Raw genomic sequence first — 20,499 nt, 5'->3', positions numbered from 1 at the left:
GTGACTGAGGCCCAGGCTCAGACCCGTGACTGAGACCCATGGCTCAGACCCGTGGCTCAGACCTTCTCCAGCGGGCGGTGCGGGGCATCCGGCAGCTCGGCGCGGATCGGGTCGCCGGGGCGCACCTCGCCGCCGGTCAGGACGATGCCCATGATCCCGGCCTTGCGCACGATCTCGCCGTTCTCGTCACGGCCGAGCACCTGCTTGAGCAGTCCGTGCCGGAAGTTGTCGATCTGGGCGCACGGGTTGCGGAGTCCGGTGATCTCGACGACCGCCTCCTTGCCGAGGTGCAGGCGGGTGCCGGTGGGCAGGCCGAGGAGGTCGATCCCCCGGGTGGTGACGTTCTCGCCGAGGTCGCCGGGCGCGACCTCGAAACCGGCTCCGGCGACGTCGTCGAAGAGCTCCGCGTGGATGAGGTGGACCTGACGAAGGTTCGGCTGGGTCGGGTCCTGGGCGACGCGCGACCGGTGCTTGACCGTCACGCCCGCGTGGACGTCGCCCTCCACGCCGAGCCCGGCGAGGAGGGTGATGCCCTCGCGGTTGGGCTTGGTGAACGTGTACGTGCCGTTGCTGCTGACCGTGGTGACCGTGCCGTCGCTCATGGCGAGGAGCTCCCCTTCTCCGCTTTCCGACGGCCGAAGCACCGACCGCCGGACCGATGATCACATCGCATGTGATCATCTGCGACCCTACTCGGCCCACTCGGACCGCAGCGGCGCGCCCACGTCGTGCAGGTGGCCGAGGGCCTGTCGGTACGAGTCCACGAAACCGGTCTCCGTGTACGGCACGCCCAGGGCAGCGCAGTGGGCCCGGACGGCGGGCTGGGCGAGACGAAGGTTCGGGCGCGGCATGCTCGGGAAGAGGTGGTGCTCGACCTGGTAGTTGAGACCGCCGAGGAACCAGTCGGTGAGGACGCCGCCCCGGATGTTGCGCGAGGTGAGCACCTGGCGCCGCAGGTGACCCCAGCCGTCGCCGTCCGCGTGCTCGTCGGGCCGCTCCATGCCCTTGTGGTTGGGCGCGAAGGCCATGCCCAGGTGCACGCCGAGCAGCATCTGGTGGACGAGGGCGAAGACGAGCGCCTGGGCCGGGGTGAGCAGGGTGAGCAGCAGGGCCGTGTAGCCGGCGAAGTGGGCGAGGAGCAGCGCGCCTTCGACGAGCCGCTCGCGACGGGAGCGGCAGGGCCCGTCCTTGGCGAGCAGGGCCTGGACTCCGTACACCTTGAGCGCTATGCCCTCCAGGGTCGTCAGCGGGAAGAACAGCCACGCCTGGTGACGCGTGAGGAAACCGCGCAGCCCCGTGCGGCCGGCCGTCTGGTGCTCGGCGAAGACGAGGATGTCGGCCGCGACGTCCGGGTCCTTGTCGAGGTGGTTGGGGTGGGCGTGGTGGCGGTTGTGCTTGTCGTTCCACCACTCCCGGCTCATGCCGAGGAGGAGGTTGGCGTGGACGAGCTGGAGGATCCGGCTGACCTTGCGGTTCGCGGTGATCTGGGCGTGACCCGCGTCGTGGCCGACGAACGCGGCCCGGGCGGAGAGCAGCGCAAGGGGTACGGCGAGGAGGAGCGCCCACCAGGAGGGACCGATCAGGGCGAGTCCGGTCACGACGGCGGCGATGCCGAGGAGGTTGACGGCGATTCCGCGGGCGTACCAGCCGGGGCGGTGTTCGAGGAGGCCCTGTGACCTGACCGTCCGCAGGAGCGGGGTGAACTCGCTGCCGCCCCGGGCACGGGCAGGCGCCGCGGCGGGAGCGGCGGCGGCCGGGGGCAGGACGGTGGCCTGGGACATGGCGGGCTCCGGTTTCTGTCGGTCGGAAGTCGGCGGCGACGCGGCCTGTGAGGGCGGCGGTGACGGTGTCCGTGACGGCGGCGGCGCCCGTCACCGTGTCGGTGGCGGCATCGGTGTCGGTGTCGGTGTCGGTGATGCCGGTGTCGGTGAGGGTGATGCCGGTGCCGGTGAAGGTCGTTGGGCGCCTACCGAGAACCTACGGATCCGTGATCGTCCGGGGCCATGGCGTCACCACCCGTCCACGGTCGGGGGTGCGCCGGGGGCCGGGGGTGGGGCTCGCCCCACCCCCGGGGGACTGTGTCGTGGATCACGCGAGGCGGGCGCCTCGGCGAGCCGGTGCGGTGAGGTACCCTCGGCCGCTCGGACTTCAGGTAGTCAAATTTGAGGAATGCGTTGTCGCTGTCGCACGGACCCGATGATTCCGCCCGCGAACTTGCCCAGGTACCCCCTCCGGTATCCGCCCAGGACACCTCCCGGGACACTTCCCGCGAACTCACCCGCCACTCCGCCGTCTTCCTCCCCGCAGATCCGGCCCGCGCGGGCCGGATCGCCTTCTGGTCCGCGGACGGTGACGCGCTGCCGAGCCCCGACGCCCTCACGGCCGGCAGCCGGCCGGACGCCCGGACCGACCCCGATACCGACACCGACACCGCTCGTGCCGCTGGCATCGACATCACAGCCGTCGACATCACGGTCGTCGACGGGGAGAGCCTCCGGCCGGTGACCGTCCCCGCGCGTGCCTTCTCCGTACGGGACTCCCTGCCGCTGCTCACCCGCGCCCGCTTCTCCGACACCGCGTCGCCCGCGAGCGCCTTCTGGGGTGCCGCCTCGCTCCTCGCCCTCGACCTGGTCTCACGCGGCCTGCTGCTGCCCGGCCTCACCCCCGGTGACGCCGACGCGTGGCGGGCCGGTCCGCTCGGGCCCGGCGAGCTCGCCGCACTGCGGACACTCGCCGCGTCGATGCCTCCCGAGGCCCACGCCGTACCGCTCTCGTCGGACGAGCCGCTACTCCTGCCCGAACCCGAGGCGTTGCTGCGCGCGTTCGCCGACGCCGTCGCGGACACCCTCCCCCGTACCCCGGCCGCTCCGCTCGCCGCCGGCGGCCCCGCCTTCGCCGCCGACGCGCCGCAGCCGATTCCCGAGCAGCGGGCGTGGGCCGCCGATGTGGCGGCAGTGCACGACGCGGGCGTCCGGCTGTCGCTCCGGCTCGAACTTCCGGGCTTCACCGCCGAGTCGGAGAAGGCTCCCGACTTCCGGGCGGTCCTGCAGCTGCACGGCGTCGCCGACCCGACCCTCGTCGCGGACGCGGCGGAGGTGTGGGCGGGCTCCGGCCGGGCGGCGGCCGCGTTCGGCCCCCGGGCCCGCATGGACGCCCTGCTCGCCCTCCGACGCGCCGCGCGGGCCTGGCCCCCGCTGGCCCCGCTCCTGACGGCGGCGGTGCCCGACACCGTCGAACTCGCCGACGAGGAGGTCGCGGAGCTGCTCGGTACGGCCGGCCGGGCCCTGACGGCCACAGGTGTCCAGGTGCACTGGCCGCGCGAGCTCGCGGACCGGCTGACGGCGAGTGCGGTGATCGGACCGGTCGGCGGGGAACTGCCGGAAGGACAGCGCACCGCCGAAGGGTCCGGGGTCGATACCGAAGGTTTCGGGGCCGCTACCGGAGGTTTCGGGGCCGGTACCGGAGGTTTCGGGGCCGGTACCGGAGGTTTCGGGGCCGGTACCGAAGAGTTCGGCACCGACAAGGCGGCGGACGAGGAGGCACGTTCCTCCTCGACCCTCCCCTCCTTCCTCTCCGCCGACGCCCTGCTCGGCTTCAACTGGCGCTTCGCCGTCGGCGATCAGGAGCTGACCCGCGCCGAGCTCGACCGGCTCGCCGAAGCCGGGCGGCCCCTGGTCCGCCTGCGTGACCGCTGGGTGCTGGTCGACCCGGCCGAGGTGCGGCGGGCCCGGTCGCAGCAGGACCGCACGGTGACTCCGGTGGACGCCCTCTCGGCCGTCCTCACCGGGACCACGGAGTTCGACGGCCGGCCCGTCGAGGTGGCGGCGACCGGCTGGCTGGAGCGGCTGCGGGAGCGGCTCGCCGACCCCGAGGGCGGCCACCCGCGGGTCGCCCAACCCCCGGCGCTCGCCGCGACCCTGCGCGACTACCAGCTGCGCGGGCTCGACTGGCTGCACCGGATGACCTCGCTCGGCCTCGGTGGATGTCTCGCCGACGACATGGGTCTCGGCAAGACCATCACGGTCATCGCGCTGCATCTGCACCGCCAGTCCGACCCGGCCTCCGCCGGGCCCACCCTCGTCGTCTGTCCGACCTCCCTCATGGGCAACTGGCAGCGCGAGATCGAGAAGTTCGCGCCCGGCACGCCGGTGCGCCGCTTCCACGGCGCGACCCGTGACCTGGAGGACCTCGCCGACGGCGGCTTCGTCCTCACCACGTACGGCACCATGCGGCTCGACACGATGCGACTCGCCGAGCGGAGCTGGGGACTCGTCGTCGCGGACGAGGCGCAGCACGTCAAGAACCCGTACTCGGCGACGGCCAGGCAGCTGCGGACCATCGGGGCACGCGCGCGCGTGGCGCTGTCCGGCACGCCGGTGGAGAACAACCTCTCCGAGCTGTGGGCGATCCTCGACTGGACCACGCCGGGGCTGCTCGGCACCCTGGGCGCCTTCAGGACCCGGTTCGCGGCCGCCGTGGAGGGCGGCCGGGACCCGGCCGCGGCCGCGCGACTCGCGGCGCTGGTCCGCCCGTTCCTGCTGCGCCGCCGCAAGTCGGACCCCGGCATCGCGCCCGAGCTGCCGCCGAAGACGGAGACCGACCGGGCCGTCTCCCTGACGCCGGAACAGGCCGGTCTCTACGAGGCGGTGGTACGGGAGACCCTGGCGGCGATCTCCGCGGCCGACGGCATGGCGCGGCGCGGCCTGGTCGTCAAGCTGCTGACCGGGCTCAAGCAGATCTGCAACCACCCCGCCCAGTACCTCAAGGAGGACCGGCCGAGGATCGAGGGCCGCTCGGGCAAGCTGGAGCTGCTCGACGAGCTCCTCGACACCATCCTCGCCGAGGGCGCGTGCACCCTCGTCTTCACCCAGTACGTGGGAATGGCCAGGCTACTGGAGGCCCACCTCGCGGCGCGGGGCGTGCGGACGCAGTTCCTGCACGGCGGGACGCCGGTCGCCGAGCGCGAGGCGATGGTCGCCCGTTTCCAGAGCGGCGAGGTCCCGGTCTTCCTGCTCTCCCTCAAGGCCGCCGGCACGGGGCTCAATCTCACCCGCGCCGAACACGTCGTGCACTACGACCGCTGGTGGAACCCGGCCGTGGAGGCCCAGGCCACCGACCGCGCGTACCGGATCGGGCAGGACCGCCCGGTGCAGGTGCACCGGCTGATCGCCGAGGGGACGATCGAGGACCGGATCGCGACCATGCTCGACCGCAAGCGGGAGCTGGCGGACACCGTCCTCGGGACCGGCGGGGACACCCCGCCTGAGCTGACCGAACTGACCGATGCCGAGCTGGCGGAGCTCGTACGACTGCGGGGTGACGCACGATGAGCGGGTACGGACACGAGGGCGACGAGCGGACGTTCGCGGCGCTGCCTCCCGCGCGGGGTGCGGCCTTCGCCAGGACCTGGTGGGGCCTGGCATGGCTGAAGGCCCTGGAGGACACCGCGCTCGACGGCCAGCAGCTCAAGGCGGGACGGCGGCACGCGCGCGCGGGAGCGGTGGGCGCCGTGTCGGTGCGGCCGGGCCGTATCACGGCGGTGGTGAAGGACCGTGACGGCACTGCGTACCGCAGCGACGTCCTGGTGCGGGAGTTCTCGGAGGAGGAGTGGGAGCGGCTTCTGGACCTCGCCGTCGACAGCGCGGGGCACATCGCCGCGCTCCTCGACCGCGAGATGCCGCCGCACCTGGTCGAGGACGCGGCGGCGGCGGGGCTCGATCTGCTGCCGGGGATCGGGGATCTCGACCCGGAGTGCGGCTGCGAGGCGTGGGACCACTGTCCGCACTCATCGGCGCTCTGCTACCAGGTGGCCCGCCTGCTCGACGAGGACCCCTTCGTCCTGCTCCTCATGCGCGGGCGCGGCGAGCACACCCTCCTGGACCAGTTGCAGGCGCGCAGCGCCTCGCGCGCCGCGCACGGTGGGCGGGGAGCGGACGACACACCGGGCGCGGACACAGCCGAGGGCGCCGGAGGGATGCCGGGCGTGTCGGCCGAGGAGGCCTACGCGGCGGGGTTCCTCGTCCCGCCGCTCCCCGCGCCTCCGGTCGTTCAGGACGCGCCGGGCCGGTCGCCGTCCCTGGACACGGAGACGGAACCGGAGCCCGGGGTCGAACCGGCTGCCCTGGAGTTCCTCGCATCGGACACGGCGGGCCGCGCGCATCGGATGCTGGTGGAGGCGCTCGCCGTCGGGGCGTCCGGCGAGGCGTCGGTCAACGGAGGGTCCCCGGTGCCTGCGGCGCCCACGGCTCCGACGGCTCCCACGGCTCCGCTGACGGTCGCTCAGGACGCGGTGCGGCTCGCGTCGGACTCCCCCATGCCCTGGATCACGGCGCGGCTCACCTCCGGCTCGGGCCGGACGGGGGCGGAGATGGACCTCGCCACGCGCGCGTGGGGATTCGGAGGCGCCGCCGCCCTCGCCGTACTGGAGGAGGACTGGACGCCGGACACCGAGGCGCTCGCCTGGGCGGGAACCCGGCTCACGGAGGCCTGGGAGGACGACGAGCGCCCGGCCCTGCGGCGGTCGGGTGGCGCGCGGTGGACGGTGGTGGGCGCGGAGGCGCAGCTACGGCTCGGCGAGGACGGGCGATGGTGGCCCTACCTGAAGTCGGGTGCCCGCTGGTCCCCCGCCGGACCGGCGGACCGGGATCCGGCGACGGCTCTGGCGACGGCCCTCGCCGCCGGTCCTACTGGAGCCGGCGGCTGAGGGTGCCGTCACCGGTGGAGGTGGCGGCCAGGCTGCAGGCGATGGCGTCCGAGCCGAGGAGGTAGCTCGTCCGGTACGGGTACTGGACGAAGGTGGTCCAGCGCGTGCCGAGCGGCTGCCGTGCGGCCTTGCGGCGCAGCGGTTCGCGGCAGAGCAGTGTGGCCGCCTCACGGATCGCCGTGTCCGTGGCGTGGAGACCGGTGAGGCGGAGCCGGGTGACGAGTTCGGCGTGATGCGGCGTGTCGCAGGAGCGCCGGAGTGCGGTGCCCGGCGCGCCGCGGTCGATGTCGAAGCAGTCACCGACGCTCAGCGCCTCGAAGGAGACGGGGCGGGACGAGCCGGCGCCACCCGTCGCGGGGCGGGTCGGCCAGCGTGTGGCGGTGGTGCCGCCGGTCCGGGAGGGCGTCGCGGCCGTGACTTCCCCGGGGTCGGCGGTCCGGTGCGGGGAGGTGGTACGGGCCGGCGTGGCGTCAGCGGTCACGGCGGCCGACGGCGTGTCGGCGGTGCGGACGCCGGCTGCCCCGGTGTCACCCGTGCGTGTGTCGGTCGGTCCTCCGCCGCCCGGCGGGGTGGCCTCGGCGCGGCCGTCGCCGGACACGACGGGCGACGGCGCGCCGACCTGGTCGCCGCCGGGCCGTTCGGCCGTGGACAGGCTCTGCTCGGTCCCGCCCCGCGAGGCGACGAACGCGGTCGCCACGAGCCCGGCGACGAGCAGCGGGACGAGCGGCACGCCGAACCGGCGGGCGCCCCGGGCGGCCGGCCCGGGCCGGGGCGCGCCGAGCCGGACGATGCGGGGCGACCAGCCGGAGTCGGAACCGGCACCAGGTCGCGCAGGTGTGGCAGAGCAGGTCACCGGGCCCGTACCGGAGACACCACTCGCCCCAAGCTCACCGAGCGAGTCGGACGGGTCACTCGGGTCAGACACATCGACCGCATCCGATACATCAGGCAGATCCGACGGGACGGACAGGTCGACACGGTCGGAGCGGTCGGAGCGGTCGGAGCGGTCGGAGCGGTCCGACCGGTCGGACGTGTCGAACGTGTCGAACGAGTCGGGCTCACCGAGCGCGTGGGGTTCGCCCGGTCGGCGGTCCGGCGACGGGGTGGAGGTGGACGGGTGGGGCACAGGGTCAAGATTCGCCCGTCGGCGGCTCCGCTGCCACCTTTTTGGGGGTGCGGGGAGCGGCCTGTACAGAAACGTGACCATCGTCGGCCTCGATCCCGCCCGCCGCCCCTTCCGCCGCCCCGTCACGAACCGGTCCTACAGGCCGAGCTGGCGCTCAGCGCCCTCGACGGTCTGGGCGAGGAGCACGGCGATGGTCATGGGGCCGACGCCGCCCGGAACGGGGGTGATGAGGGAGGCGCGCTCGGCGGCCGAGGCGAAGTCGACGTCGCCGACGTTGCCCGGGTTGTAGCCGGCGTCGATGACGACGGCGCCGGGCTTGATGTCCGCGCCCTTGATGAAGTTCGGCTTGCCGACGGCGGCCACGAGGATGTCGGCCTCGCGGACGACGGACGAGAGGTCCTCGGTGCGGGAGTGGCAGTAGGTGACGGTGGCGTCGCGGCCGAGGAGGAGGAGTCCGGCCGGCTTGCCGAGGATCGCGCTGCGGCCGACGACGACGGCGCGCTTGCCGCGGATCTCCACGTCGTACGCATCGAGGAGGCGCATGATGCCGCCGGGCGTGCAGGAGACGAAGCCGGGCAGGCCGAAGCCCATGGCGGCGAAGGAGGCCATGGTGACGCCGTCGACGTCCTTCTCCGGGGCGATGGCCTCGAAGGCTGCGCGCTCGTCGATGTGCGGGCCGACGGGGTGCTGGAGGAGGATGCCGTGGACCTCGGGGTCCTCGGAGAGGGCCGTGATCGCGGCGACGAGTTCCTCGGTCGTCGTGGTGGCGGGCAGTTCGACGTGCTGGGAGCGGATTCCGGCCTTCGCGCAGCGGTTCTGCTTCATCTTCACGTACGTGACCGAGGCCGGGTCCGCACCGACCAGGACGGTCGCGAGACACGGCGTGACACCGGTGCGACGGGTGATCTCGGCAGCGCGGGCGGCGGTCTCCTCGACCGTTCGGCGGGCGAGGGCCGTGCCGTCCATGAGGGTGGCGGTGCTGGTGGACATGGCAACTCCTGGGCGTCGTCTCTGACAGGTGATTCGCCCAGGCGCACGGCATCGGTACGGTCGCGCCGGTCGAGCACGCCTCCGCCGGGCCGCTCCCCGGTGGTGATCCACCTCAAGCGCCAGTCACGGCCCGAGCCCTACTGTACGTGAGCGGTCGGGGGCCGGTCCCGGACAGGGTGCGCGGGACGGCGTGCCCAAGCGCTTGTCGACGGCGCCCCCGCGCTTCACGATGAGCCCGACGGGCCGGGACGACCTCGACGAGGAGGCCGAGTTGAGCGACGCGTGGGTGGCCGGACGGGCGATGAAGGCGGACGGGACGGCCCGCGGTGGCGGGGAGGCGACGCCCGGCCCCGCCGAGCCGGCACCCGGTCCCGGCGAGGCACTCCATGACGCCGGGCCGGCGCCCGACCTCCCTGTCGAGGCCCCCGGCTCCGGGCAGGTCCGGCCGCTGGTCGCCGCGTCGTGGCGCCGTTCCGCACGCGCGCACGTGAGTCCGGACGGAGCGGCCCGGGTGGAGCTGGACGAGGACGAGCTCGCCGACTTCCGGGACGGCCATCCGCTGGCGGCGGCGATGCCGGTGATCCGGGAGCTGATGGCGGCGTACGCGACGGACGGGGAGCATCTCCTCGCGGTGTGCGACGCCGCCGGCCGGATGCTGTGGGTCGAGGGCCACCCGGCCACGCTGCGCAAGGCGCGGGGGATGAACTTCGTGGCCGGGGCCCGCTGGTCGGAGGCGGCGGCCGGGACGAACGCGCCCGGCACGGCCCTCGCGGTCGACCGGCCGGTCCAGGTGGTCGCCGCCGAGCACTTCCGGCACCCGGTGCGGGCGTGGACCTGCGCCGCAGCGCCCGTGCACGACCCGCACAGCGGGCGGGTGCTCGGCGCGGTCGACATCACGGGCGGGAGGCGGCTCGCGCATCCGCACAGTCTCGGCTTCGTCCAGGCGGTGGCGCGGGCGGCGGAGTCGCAGCTCGCGCTGCTCGGGCCCGCGCCGGGAGCGGGCAGGGCGAGCCTCGCGGCGCTCGGCCGGGACGAGGCGTCGCTGTCGCTCGGCGGCCGGCGGGTCCGGCTGAGCCGCCGGCACAGCGAGATCCTGGTGCTGCTCGCGCACCGCCCGGAAGGGGTCGGCGGCGGTGAGCTCCTCACGCTCCTCTACGAGGACGAGTCCGTCACGCCGGTGACGCTGCGGGCGGAGCTGTCTCGGCTCCGGGCACTGCTGGGGCCGGATGTGCTGCGCTCGCGCCCGTACCGGCTGGCGGGTGGGGTGGACGCGGACTTCGCGGCGGTGGACCGGCGGCTGGCCTCGGGGGCCGTCGCGGCGGCGGCCGGGGAGTACGCGGGCCCGCTGCTTCCGGCCTCGCTCGCCCCCGGGGTCGTACGGCTGCGGGAGCGGCTCGCGGGCCGGCTGCGGGCGGCGCTGGTGGACCGGGGCGATCCCGGGCTGCTCGCGGACTGGGCGTACAGCAGTTGGGGCGAGGACGACCTGGTGGTATGGCGGGCGTTGTGCGCGGCGGTTCCGGCGGCTCGACTCCCGCCCGTACGCGCGCGTCTCGACTCCCTGGAGGCGGAACTGTCCGCCGGTGCAACGGTCTTGCAACGTCCGGGTCCGCACACTCGCCGGTGAGCGCCGGCCAGGGACGGCCGGCGCGTCCCAGGGAGGCCATGCCCATGACCCGTTACGCCGCACCCGGTACCGAGGGCGCGCTCATGTCGTACGAGGCCCGCTACGACCACTGGATCGGAGGCTCGTACGTCGCTCCGGCGCTCGGCCGCTACTTCGAGAACCCGAGCCCGGTCGACGGCCGCCCCTTCACGGAGGTCGCGCGCGGCACCGCCGAGGACGTGGAGCGCGCCCTCGACGCGGCGCACGCGGCGGCCCCTGCGTGGGGGCGGGCGGCGCCGGCCGAGCGGGCGGCCGTCCTGCTGCGGATCGCGGACCGGATGGAGAGCAGTCTGGAGGCGCTCGCGGTCGCGGAGAGCTGGGACAACGGCAAGCCGGTCCGGGAGACGCTGGCCGCCGACATCCCTCTCGCCATCGACCACTTCCGCTACTTCGCGGGAGCGCTGCGTGCCCAGGAGGGCGCGCTGAGCGAGATCGACGACGACACCGTCGCGTACCACTTCCACGAGCCGCTGGGGGTGGTCGCGCAGATCATCCCGTGGAACTTCCCGATCCTGATGGCGGTCTGGAAGCTGGCGCCGGCGCTCGCCGCGGGCAACGCGGTGATCCTCAAGCCGGCCGAACAGACCCCGGCCTCGATCCACTTCTGGCTCAGCCTGGTCGCGGATCTGCTGCCGCCGGGCGTCCTGAACGTCGTCAACGGCTTCGGCGAGGAGGCCGGGAAGCCGCTCGCTTCCTCGCCGCGCGTCGCCAAGATCGCCTTCACCGGTGAGACCTCGACCGGCCGGCTGATCATGGGGTACGCCTCCGAGAACCTGAAGCCGGTGACGCTGGAACTCGGCGGCAAGTCGCCGAACATCTTCTTCGACGACGTGTGGGCGGCGGACGACGACTTCCGCGACAAGGCTCTCGAGGGCTTCACGATGTTCGCCCTCAACCAGGGCGAGGTCTGTACCTGCCCCTCGCGCGCGCTCGTGCAGCGGGGCCACTACGGCGAGTTCCTGGAGGCGGCGATCGCCCGCACGGAGAAGATCGTCCCGGGCCACCCCCTGGACACCGACACGATGATCGGCGCGCAGGCGTCGGCGGAGCAGCTGCGGAAGATCGTCTCCTACCTGGAGATCGGTCAGAAGGAAGGCGCGCGGATCCTGACGGGCGGCCAGATCGTCGAGCACGGAGGCGATCTGGCGGGCGGCTACTACGTCCAGCCGACGATCTTCGAGGGTGACAACCGCATGCGGGTGTTCCAGGAGGAGATCTTCGGCCCGGTGGTGGCGGTGACGTCCTTCACGGACTTCGACGACGCGATCAGCACGGCGAACGACACCCTGTACGGCCTGGGCGCCGGCGTCTGGACCCGCGACACGAACACGGCCTACCGCGCGGGCCGCGCCATCCAGGCGGGCCGCGTCTGGACCAACTGCTACCACGCGTACCCGGCCCATGCCGCTTTCGGTGGCTACAAGCAGTCGGGCATCGGCCGCGAGACCCACCGGATGATGCTGGACCACTACCAGCAGACGAAGAACCTGCTGGTGAGCTACTCGCCGAAGAAGCTCGGCTTCTTCTAGCGGCACGGAAGAAGGCGCCTGACCTGGGGTTTCCCCGGGTCAGGCGCCTTCTTGGAGCGCTCGAGCCTTCCCCTGGGGGAGGCGTCGAAATGCCCCTCTTCTTCCAGTTCATCCCAGCCGTATCCCAGTTCTGACCAGCAGTTCCGGGCCATACACGGGCCAGATTGCGGCTCAGCCCCTGGGGCTGCTGTCCTCGCTGCGCCGGCTCCACTCCTGCATCGACTCCTCGATGAGCCGGTTGGAATGCTCCTGAAGACCGTCCAGGACTTGGCGTAGTACTGGAAGAGCACTTGGATGCTCTGGCCGGCCCGGCGCTGTGCCACCTACCTGAGACGCCAAAGAGCGAACACCTCACCGCTGCCGGTGACTCCGCACGAGGCTGGCGCGCCGTCGCGGGTACCCCCCGAGCATCAGGAGGGCATCCCCGAACCTGGAGTCAGGCCGCCTGCTGCGTAGGCTCCTGTGGGGAACTGGCGCTGATGCCGTCGCACCGCATTCCACCGCGAGAGCTCACGCGGCGGGGGCCACGCCGAGCCCAGTGACTTTTTCGTCGGCCGCACCGCCGCCGACACTCCCGCCAGACGCTCGCGATCCGCCTCCTGCGCCGATGTGCCCGCTGAGTGGCGCACCTCGGCGGCCGTGCGCCATTCAGCGGGGCCTTCGAGGGTTCAGGGCGCCTGCTGCCCCCGGCCGCCCGACAGCTCTTCCAGAATCCTGCTGACGATCTCCGCCTCGTCAGGCTGCATTCCTTCCTGGAACAGAGCGGGGCCATGCGTTCCGTAGGCAAGGCGCTCGAGGGATGCGGCGAAGGGGCAGGCGTGATGGCCGTAGTCCCGGCGCAGTTCGTCGAGGACGACGAGCAGGTCCGGATTCTCGGCGCGGCCCGCACGACGGCACAGCACGACGCTAGCGATGAGCTGGTCCGCAGTGAGACCGGCGTAGGAACACCCGTGTCGCCGGTCGACGGCGCGCGGAGCGGAGTGGTCGAGCCCCAGAGCCTCGGCGACCGCGACGGGGACGGTCCGGTCGACGGCGGCGAGGCTCGGGAGGACGAAGTCCCAGAGCCGGCCGATGCCGCACAGCCCGCGGGCAAGCAGTCGGCTCACTCGGGCGGGGAGTCCAGCCTCTGCGTCCCTCGCGTCGCGAGAAGTGTCTGCGTTCCGTGCGTCCTCGGCGGCGTCGGCGAGCAGTCGGGCGGCGCCCGCCTCGTCGCCGGCCTCCTTCAACCAGCGAGCCACCTCCGCGACGACCGCGGGTACCTCACCCGGCCCCTCGGACACCCACGTCCGCCGAGGGGCGTCCGTCGCGACGGGCTCCGTGCGCGCCTCGGACACCATCTTCCGCGCCGCTTCACTTTCGTGGTAGCCGCTGATGGCGCCGACCGCCTGCTCGGCCTCGGCGACGTCGCCGAGGCCGAGCAGGACACCGATGACGGCGAGGAGCGCCGGCCCCTGCCCATAGGACAGATCCTGAGCGATCCCCTTGGCCTCGGCGGCGACCACCCGGGCCCGGTCCCGGTCGCCGGCGCGCGTCAATGCTGTCGCGACCGCGACCATCGCCCGGACTTTGTGTTCATGCCCGCTGTCCATGGCGTCCACCACGGACTGTGCCCGGGCGACGTCGCCCGCGTCCACGTACGCCGACGCCGCAGCTTCCAGGGCGGGTTCCCGGTGTGACCAGAACGAGAAGGAGCGGGCCAGCGTCTCGGCCCGGGAGAGGTCCCCGGCGCGGGCCAGGACGACCGCGGCGCGACTGAGCAGAACATCATTGGAGGTTCCGACCAAGGCGACGGCACGCTCCGTGAGTTGGCACGCGAAAGCGTGCTCTTCCCCTTCGACCAGTGCCTCAGCGAGCAGGAGCAGTCGCAACGGGGGAAGCCCTGGCGTCGCTTGCGGCAACTCCGCCGCACGCCACGCGAGCCGACGGGCGGTGGCCGCATCCCCTTCGGCGGCGGCCGTGGCAGCGATCGTGGCCAGCATCTCGGGGTGATCATCCTGGCTTGCCGCGAGTCGTTCCGCTTCGGCGGTCATTCCGTTCTCGACCAGCCACACCGCGATGTCGCGCAGAAGCTGCAGTGCCAGATGCGGCGTGTCGGCAGTGTGCGCCGTCCGTAGGGCCTCGTCGAGGGCCCCCGTCTCCAGGTGGGTGAGGGCCACCGCCTTGAGCACCGCCGAGTCGTCGAACCTGAGGCGGCGGCGGTGCTCAGCGTACAGGGCCTCGGCTCGAGCCGTGTTGCCCGTCATGGCGAGGGCCACAGCCAGTTCGCAGGAGGCCGCCGCGCAGTCGCCGTCGTTCGAGATGCGGCTCACGAAGGATTCGGCGAGGTCTGGTTGGCCTTGCTCCACGAGCGCCCGCACGACGCCCGGCCGTGCATGGTGGCCGAGCCCATCCAACAAGAACTCCGTATCCGACTGGCCCAACTTCTCCCGCAGCGCGCGGACAAGGGGCCCGACGGGAATCTCCCGCGCGACGGAGAGGGCGCGTTCGGTATCCCCTGCCAGCAAGAGCCGGACGACGACGCCTTTCAGGGCCTCGGCCCTGTCGAGATCGTCGGCAACGGAACGTGCCGCCTCCTCCGCCTGGTCGACGTCGTGGGGTGCGGCCATCGTGGCGGTCGCCAGCAGCCTGTTGCGGTTCCGCTCGTCGGGCACGGCGCGAACGAGCCGGTGGAACTGCTCGTCCTGCCCGGTCGCGGCGAGCGCCATGACAAGGTGGGGCAGGGCCAGGACGCCGCCATGTTCCCGAATCGAGTCGGGGCCGGGGAAGGCGCGGGCCAGCGACTCGGCCCGAGCACCCTGCCCGTCGGCAGCGAGCGCGGCGATCACCGGTATCAGCGCCCTACGGTCAGCGCCGCCGGTGTCGTCGCCGTGGTAGCCGTCGGTGCCGCCGTCGTCGGAGGTGAGGGTCAGGGCGAGGTGTTCGGCCTGGTCGAGATGGCCTGCGGCGATCTGAGCGTCCACCAGCGCGCGCAGCACGACCACCCTGGCCGACCGTGAGGGGGCCGCGCGGGCGATACGCTCGGCCGATGTCCACTGGCCCGCGGCGGCGAGCCGCAGCACCGCGTCCTCCGTCACCTTCTCGTCCGATGCGCCCAACTTGGCGATGGTAAGGACGAGTTCGTCGATCGCACGCCGCGCCTCGGCGAGTCGGCCCTCGTCCAGGAGCGCGAGAGCCAGGCCGGTGAAAGCGCCAGCCCTGCGAGCCGGAGCGGCGAAGGAGCGGGCGAGCTGGTCGGCCCGTACCGAGTCGCCGGCAGCAGTGAGGGTCGCGGGCAGGCTGGTGGGCAGCCGGTCGCCGCGGACGCTCAGTTCGTCGTGTAGCAGCGCCAGGACGGCGGCAGCGGCCAGGTCGGGGGCGTCCTGCGCGGCGAGGGCGGCCTGGCAGGCCGCGACCTCGTGCACCGCGGCGACATCGCCACCGGTGAGCGCGCGCAGCCGCGCGTGCCGCGCCCGGTCGGTACCGCAGGCCGTCATTCGGTGTACGTCGCCCGTCGACTCCAGAAGGCGGAAGTATCCGTCCATCAGGTATTCCGGGGTGCCGTCGGGCCAGCCGCCCACGCGGTACGACTCCGCCCACGCATGCAGGGCCGCGGCGCAGTCCGCCGTGACGCGCTGCCCGGCCTCGTCCGTGACCCGCTGCCGCTGCCCGGCGTCGGCGATCACGTGGACAGCCCCGCCGGTCCAGCGGCTCGCTGCCCGGCCGAGGCCGGTGCTGGAGGCGGCGGCGATCGCCGCGCCCAGCTTGTCCGGCGGGAGGTCGGTCAGGGCCAGCAGGTCGGCACGGGTCAGCCCGCCGCCGGCGACGGCGAAGAGAGCGGGGAGGGCCCGCTCGGGCACGGGGGCCACGCTAGACGCCCACATGGATGAACGGCACCCACGTGCTCGGGTGCCGGGGACGCCGTCGGCGTTCCCGGCTCACGGCATCGTGCAGCAGGGTCGCGGCAGAGTCCGGCGGCGATTCCGGCCGCGCCTCGGGGCGGGACTCGGTGAGCCGGCCATAGACCGCCTTGGCCACGCGCTCGGTACTGGTGTCGAGGACGGGCGACATCGTGCCGATGACGGACTGATAGCCGCGGTAGTGCAGGACGGAGGTCACGGAGATCATCTCGTCGAGGTCCATGTGGTCCGGTGCCGCGGTGGAGCACGCGGCGAGGAAGGCGAACTCCGGCCGCCTCGCGCGGACGTCGGCGAGGTCGGCGATGGTCAGATCCTGGTCGTGCAGCACCAGGCCGGTGCGCTCCGGTGACACGGGGTCCTGCCGGCCGTGGCAGTCGAAGTGGACCCGGCTGTGCCGGCCCAGCGCGCTTTTCACGTTCCCGGCGGTGGCCTGCGCCCCGTGCAGCGTGGTCAGCAGGTCCTCCGGAAGGAGGCCGGTGAGAAAGTCACGGAAGCGGGCCGTCGCCGGAAGGACCTGATGGCCGGCGCGGCCGCCTGCCGACACCAGGAGCAGCCGATCCCGGCCGTCCGGATTCCCGCCCTGGTTGCCCTTGCCGCTGTTCCGGCGCAGGTCCCGGGCCTTGCGGGCCGAGATCAGGCTGCGCAGGGTCGGGGTGTACGAGGACACGACCCGCTCCCCGGCCCCGGCACGCGTACTGCCCGCGCCCGGCCGCGGTGTGGCGGCGTGCAGGGGGAGCACCGCGAGCGGCCCGGAAGGACACCACCACAGGCGTGGGAGCTCGCCGTCCGCGCTCTCCCCGGTGCGTCCGGGCAGGGCCAGCGCGGTGAGGACGGGCACGGCGACGGTCTCCCACAGCCAGTGCAGTGTCGCCTGGATGCGTGCCTCCCGCTCCGCCCCGGTCAGTTGGTTCAACGCGGTGAGATAGCCGCGGGCGTTGCGTTGCGCTGCCCGCAAGGTCAGGGCAGGCAGCGGGACGACCCGCGGGGCGTCTTCCTCCGCCGTCACGAGCAGGGCGTGACAGCCGAACCGGCTGAGGATCACTGCCACCACGGGCCCTTCGGCGGCGGCGGGCCTGATGTCGGAGAGGTAGCTCACCGTCTGGAAGGTGGCGTCGGGCAAGAGTCCCTGGGCGCGTTCGGCCGCCCGCGCCCAGCGCCGCTCGCGCCGCCTGGCGCTCTTCTCCGTGAGCCGGAGGACCAGCCCCCACCGTCGTGCGACCTCTGCGGAGGGTGTGTCGGGGCGGGCGTTCCGCTCTGCCGCCACGTCGCGCTCCGCGTATCGGTCGGGTTCCTCGCCGGGTCGGCCGGGCCGTTCGAGTTCGCGGCAGGCCCGGTCCATGCGTCGGGCGAGCCGGCGGTCCACGGCCCGTAACTCGGCCCGAATCGTGGCGTGCAGCAACTGGTCCCACACCACCCCACGGCCGGTCTCCAGCAGCTCGATCGCCTCGACGGGGCGCCCGGCGGCGATGGCGCAGGCCGCCGCGTCCGCCGTGACCGCGGCCTTGAGCGCGACCTGTTCGGTCGCCGATCCCGGGCCCCCAGGGGGAGCGCCCCATCCGATCGTCCGGGGCAGCAGGGCGACGGCGGCGACCATGTCCTCGTACCCGGCGCCTGGCCCGTCCGAGGCCGCGCGGGCGCTGCCGCAGGCGTGCAGCATGCGAACCCGCTGTCGAGCCGGTGCAGCCGCCATCCCGGCCAGTCGCCGCCGTAGCACGTCGAGGTCCGGCACCTGCCCCGGCTCCGTCCCCCACCCGCCCGGGGGTGCAACCCGCTCGATGGCCGCCCACTCCTCAAGACACTCGACGAGCAACGCCACCCGCGCGGCATCCGCCGAGCTGCCCGATCCCACGATCCGCTCCACGCGGGCGTCGTCCACGGCGTGCTGACGGCCGGCCGCATCCTCGGCCGTCCGACCGCCAGCCGCTTCGCTCAGCAGCCGGATCGCCGTCACGAGGTCGGCGAGGTTCTTCTCCGGGCTCTGACGGAAGCGGAGGAGTAGCTCTGCGGACAGGGCCGTCACGGCGGCCGCTCGGCGTCGAGTGCCGGGCTTCGCGCGTGCAACCGCCACGGCCAGGCGGTCCATGTCCGGACGCGTGTCGCGCGCGGCACGAACGTTGCCGCGCAGACGGCGGCTCGCACGCTCGCGGACCTGCTGCTGGAGCGTGCGTAGCCGGTCTCGTTCGCGACGCTCCTCCTCCTGCTGCTCGGGGGACTGTTGAGAGGAAACACTGGCCATAGGTGCCTCGCAGCAACGTCTCGGACCCACGGAACGTGATGGACGGTCATCAACCTTACTGTCATGGGCTCTTGATCAGTTTGCTGAATGGACCCGCACCGGTTCCGTTGCGCCGCTAGGTTCTATGAACATGGAGGAGGAGCTGCGGCAGATGGCGGCCGAGGTGTTGGCGGATGTCGAAGTCTGGCAGCTCCGTGCCAAGAACTGGGACGTGGTCGGACAGGGCCTGAAGGCCATGCGGGACGCGCTCGCAGCGGGAGACTTCGCTGCCTTCGAGCAGGCCCTGGGGGATGTCGAGCTGGCGGGCCCTCAGCGCATCTCCGGGCTGGAGGACTGCTCGATGCTGCCGCTGCCCGAGGAATATCGCGAACGACTCGACGAGTTGGTCCATGCCCTGGACGGCGACAACCCGACCCCCCGCGCCCCATCTGGCTCCGACGCAGCAGGTCCGGATGCTCCAAGCTGAGGCGCTGGGGGTGCATGTCTTCGTCGTCACCACAGGGGACGACCGGCACGACGCTCTCGCCTTCGTCAGGAATCTGTGGAACACGTGCGGTGAGATGCTCGGGATGAACGTTCCCGTGGAGGGCACTGGTACGGGGCTGGAACCGGGGGACGGCTGGGACGCGTGCCTGCCGGGCGCCTCCAGGAGCCCGGATGTCCGGGGCACGCAGGGGCTGCTCGCGACCAGGAATCGACCGGGGCCGGGGGTGTGGCAGGCCGCGCTCCGGCGGGAGCACGATGCCCTCTGCCTGTCGGTCATGCTGGCCCCCGACGCCGCCGACGGTCTGGGCTGGGCGGAACTGGACGGGCAGTGGTCCGGGGTCCTGCGGGCTGCACAGAACACACAGCGGCACGAGGCAGGCGTACTCGGATCGGCCCGGCTGTATCTGGCGCGATTGGCCGAGCCGGACCTTCCTACTCCGAGCAGGCTCTCAGCTGCGCCGTCGGTGGCGCCGGAGGACCCGCTGACCACGTACGTGAGCGGCCACGCTCCGAACGCTGACGACGAAGCATCGACGGGCTGGCCGTACGGGGGCGTCATCGTTCCCCAGGGGTTCGCCGTGTGGGAGACCTCGGCGTCCCAGGATGCTCGCGATGAGCGCCGACTGCTCGTCGTCGCCGCGCACGATCGCGACCCCGAGTTGACCGCCTGGGTCTGGACCACGCGTACACGCGCGCTGCCGCCGTTGGGAAAGTACCTTCTACACACGGCCAAACTCCGGTACCAACTGCGGGTGTGGGACTCGGCCGAGACCATAGGCCGACTGCGCGCCGCTACGGACAAGGTCGTCGGGGACGTGCTGGAGAAGACGGACGCCTCGCAGCGCGGGGCCAGCCACCACTCAGAGTTGCTCGATGCGTCCCGGGCTCTGGTCGATCTCCAAACCCGCGAACGCGGTCTGGTCGACCGCTCGACCCGCAGCCGGGAGATGTCCCGCACCGTGGAGATCGCCGCGGCCAACTTCACGACCCTCAGCGGCGATCCGGATCTCGGCGGACTGTTCGCAGACGATCGAGCTCTGTCCGAGTGGTTCATCCAGCGCCTCGACGACGATGCCACGTATCTGGAGGCCGCGGTGCGCCGGTGCACCCAAGTTGGAGTTCTTGCCGACCAGTTGATTCAACGCAGTCTCCAGCGACGGCAGGAGACGGTCAATCTCGGGCTGACGGGCGCCATCGGCGCCATCCTGATGAGCCTGGCAGCCGTTCAGTCCCTCCAGTACACCGTTCCGCTTCCAGGTTCGGTGAAACCCGCAGTCGTGGCCGCCCTGGGAGCCCTGGCTCTGCTGGCCTCGCTTGTAGTGCTGCGTGTCGTCGTGCCTGAGCGGCGGTGGCCACTCGCCATGCTCCGACTGGGGGCAGGGGCGCTCGGAGGAACCGTCGGCTGGGTCGTGGCGTCCGCGCTTGGAGGGAGCACGTTGGGGCCGGGGTGGACGTGGCTGTGTGGAGCGGCCGGGACAGCTGTCGCCCTGGCCACGGCAGCCGCCAGCGCCAGGCGCGGCGACCGCGGCGGAGGCACATGACGCTGCTGCTCTCGGCCGTAAATACGACCACTCGAAGAGCTGGAGCACGCCGATGCCGGGGAAGCGGAGGGCGCCGGTCAGAGTGCCCCAGTGGACCATGTCGCGGTGTTCAGGCTGCCGGTCGCTCTGCCGGATATGCCGAAGTTCCCGGTAACCATGCGGTTCCCGGGGCCTTCGGGCTGGGGTGGGCATGAACCAGGTGGCTTGTTCGGCGCCAGCCTTCGCTGATGTGCCGTTCCACCGGTCAGCTGGTAGCCGGGGTCTCCTGTTCGTCTTCCGTGGACTTCCGCCGGACGGCGATGATGGCACCGCCTCTAAGGCTTGTCCCG

At 72.8% G+C, this 20,499-nt stretch carries 12 protein-coding genes and 1 riboswitch; of the genes, 6 read left to right on the top strand and 6 right to left on the bottom strand.

The annotated features are described in order from the left end of the window. Positions 1-56 precede the first annotated feature (56 nt). A complete protein-coding gene (locus E0F75_RS24580; RefSeq protein WP_187624734.1) occupies positions 57-602 on the bottom strand; it encodes an MOSC domain-containing protein in 546 nt (181 codons plus the stop codon). An 87-nt stretch (positions 603-689) separates the two neighbouring features. Continuing rightward, on the bottom strand, positions 690-1,781 hold the full coding sequence (locus E0F75_RS24575) for an acyl-CoA desaturase (protein WP_187624733.1): 1,092 nt from the start codon (positions 1,779-1,781) through the stop codon (positions 690-692). Positions 1,782-2,174: 393 nt separating this feature from the next. Here E0F75_RS24575 and E0F75_RS24570 point away from each other — a divergent pair, with 393 nt between their 5' ends. Further along, positions 2,175-5,330 (top strand): DEAD/DEAH box helicase, encoded by a 3,156-nt coding sequence (locus tag E0F75_RS24570; protein ID WP_229312821.1) that lies wholly within the window; start codon positions 2,175-2,177, stop codon positions 5,328-5,330. Then, the gene (locus E0F75_RS24565) at positions 5,327-6,703 is read left to right on the top strand and encodes an SWF or SNF family helicase (protein WP_187624731.1); all 1,377 of its coding nucleotides are present in this window, start codon (positions 5,327-5,329) and stop codon (positions 6,701-6,703) included. Before E0F75_RS24570 ends, E0F75_RS24565 begins: the two co-directional genes overlap by 4 nt. Here E0F75_RS24565 and E0F75_RS24560 read toward each other — a convergent pair. Both E0F75_RS24560 and E0F75_RS24555 read right to left on the bottom strand, forming a co-directional pair. After that, entirely contained in the window at positions 6,684-7,829 is a 1,146-nt protein-coding gene (locus E0F75_RS24560) for a hypothetical protein (RefSeq protein WP_229312820.1), read from the bottom strand. The genes E0F75_RS24565 and E0F75_RS24560 overlap by 20 nt on opposite strands. 135 nt (positions 7,830-7,964) lie before the next feature. Next, positions 7,965-8,819 (bottom strand): bifunctional 5,10-methylenetetrahydrofolate dehydrogenase/5,10-methenyltetrahydrofolate cyclohydrolase, encoded by an 855-nt coding sequence (locus tag E0F75_RS24555; protein WP_187624729.1) that lies wholly within the window; start codon positions 8,817-8,819, stop codon positions 7,965-7,967. A 28-nt stretch (positions 8,820-8,847) separates the two neighbouring features. Continuing rightward, a riboswitch (ZMP/ZTP riboswitch) is annotated at positions 8,848-8,956 on the bottom strand. 92 nt (positions 8,957-9,048) lie between these two features. Here E0F75_RS24555 and E0F75_RS24550 point away from each other — a divergent pair. After that, positions 9,049-10,443 (top strand): GAF domain-containing protein, encoded by a 1,395-nt coding sequence (locus E0F75_RS24550; RefSeq protein WP_267499543.1) that lies wholly within the window; start codon positions 9,049-9,051, stop codon positions 10,441-10,443. Between the two features lie 44 nt (positions 10,444-10,487). Next, positions 10,488-12,011 (top strand): aldehyde dehydrogenase family protein, encoded by a 1,524-nt coding sequence (locus E0F75_RS24545; protein WP_187624728.1) that lies wholly within the window; start codon positions 10,488-10,490, stop codon positions 12,009-12,011. A 668-nt stretch (positions 12,012-12,679) separates the two neighbouring features. On the opposite strand, the gene E0F75_RS24540 is transcribed toward E0F75_RS24545, so the two are convergent. Next, entirely contained in the window at positions 12,680-15,847 is a 3,168-nt protein-coding gene (locus E0F75_RS24540; RefSeq protein WP_187624727.1) for a hypothetical protein, read from the bottom strand. A gap of 10 nt (positions 15,848-15,857) precedes the next feature. Next, complete coding sequence (locus E0F75_RS24535) at positions 15,858-18,143, bottom strand: CHAT domain-containing protein (protein ID WP_187624726.1); 2,286 nt, start codon at positions 18,141-18,143, stop codon at positions 15,858-15,860. A gap of 130 nt (positions 18,144-18,273) precedes the next feature. On the opposite strand from E0F75_RS24535, the gene E0F75_RS24530 reads away from it, so the two are divergent. Together E0F75_RS24530 and E0F75_RS24525 are read left to right on the top strand one after the other, a co-directional pair. Beyond that, complete coding sequence (locus E0F75_RS24530) at positions 18,274-18,609, top strand: CATRA system-associated protein (RefSeq protein WP_187624725.1); 336 nt, start codon at positions 18,274-18,276, stop codon at positions 18,607-18,609. Further along, positions 18,596-20,170, top strand: a complete 1,575-nt coding sequence (locus tag E0F75_RS24525) for a CATRA conflict system CASPASE/TPR repeat-associated protein (protein WP_229312818.1) — start codon at positions 18,596-18,598, stop codon at positions 20,168-20,170. The genes E0F75_RS24530 and E0F75_RS24525 overlap by 14 nt, the downstream gene beginning before the upstream one ends. The last annotated feature ends 329 nt before the right edge of the window (positions 20,171-20,499 follow it).

It is taken from the genome of Streptomyces sp. CB02980 (genome assembly GCF_014451325.2).
GTDB lineage: Bacteria > Actinomycetota > Actinomycetes > Streptomycetales > Streptomycetaceae > Streptomyces.
The sequence above is the reverse complement of the archived record's forward strand: the minus strand, read 5'-3'. Positions and strand labels throughout refer to the sequence as shown.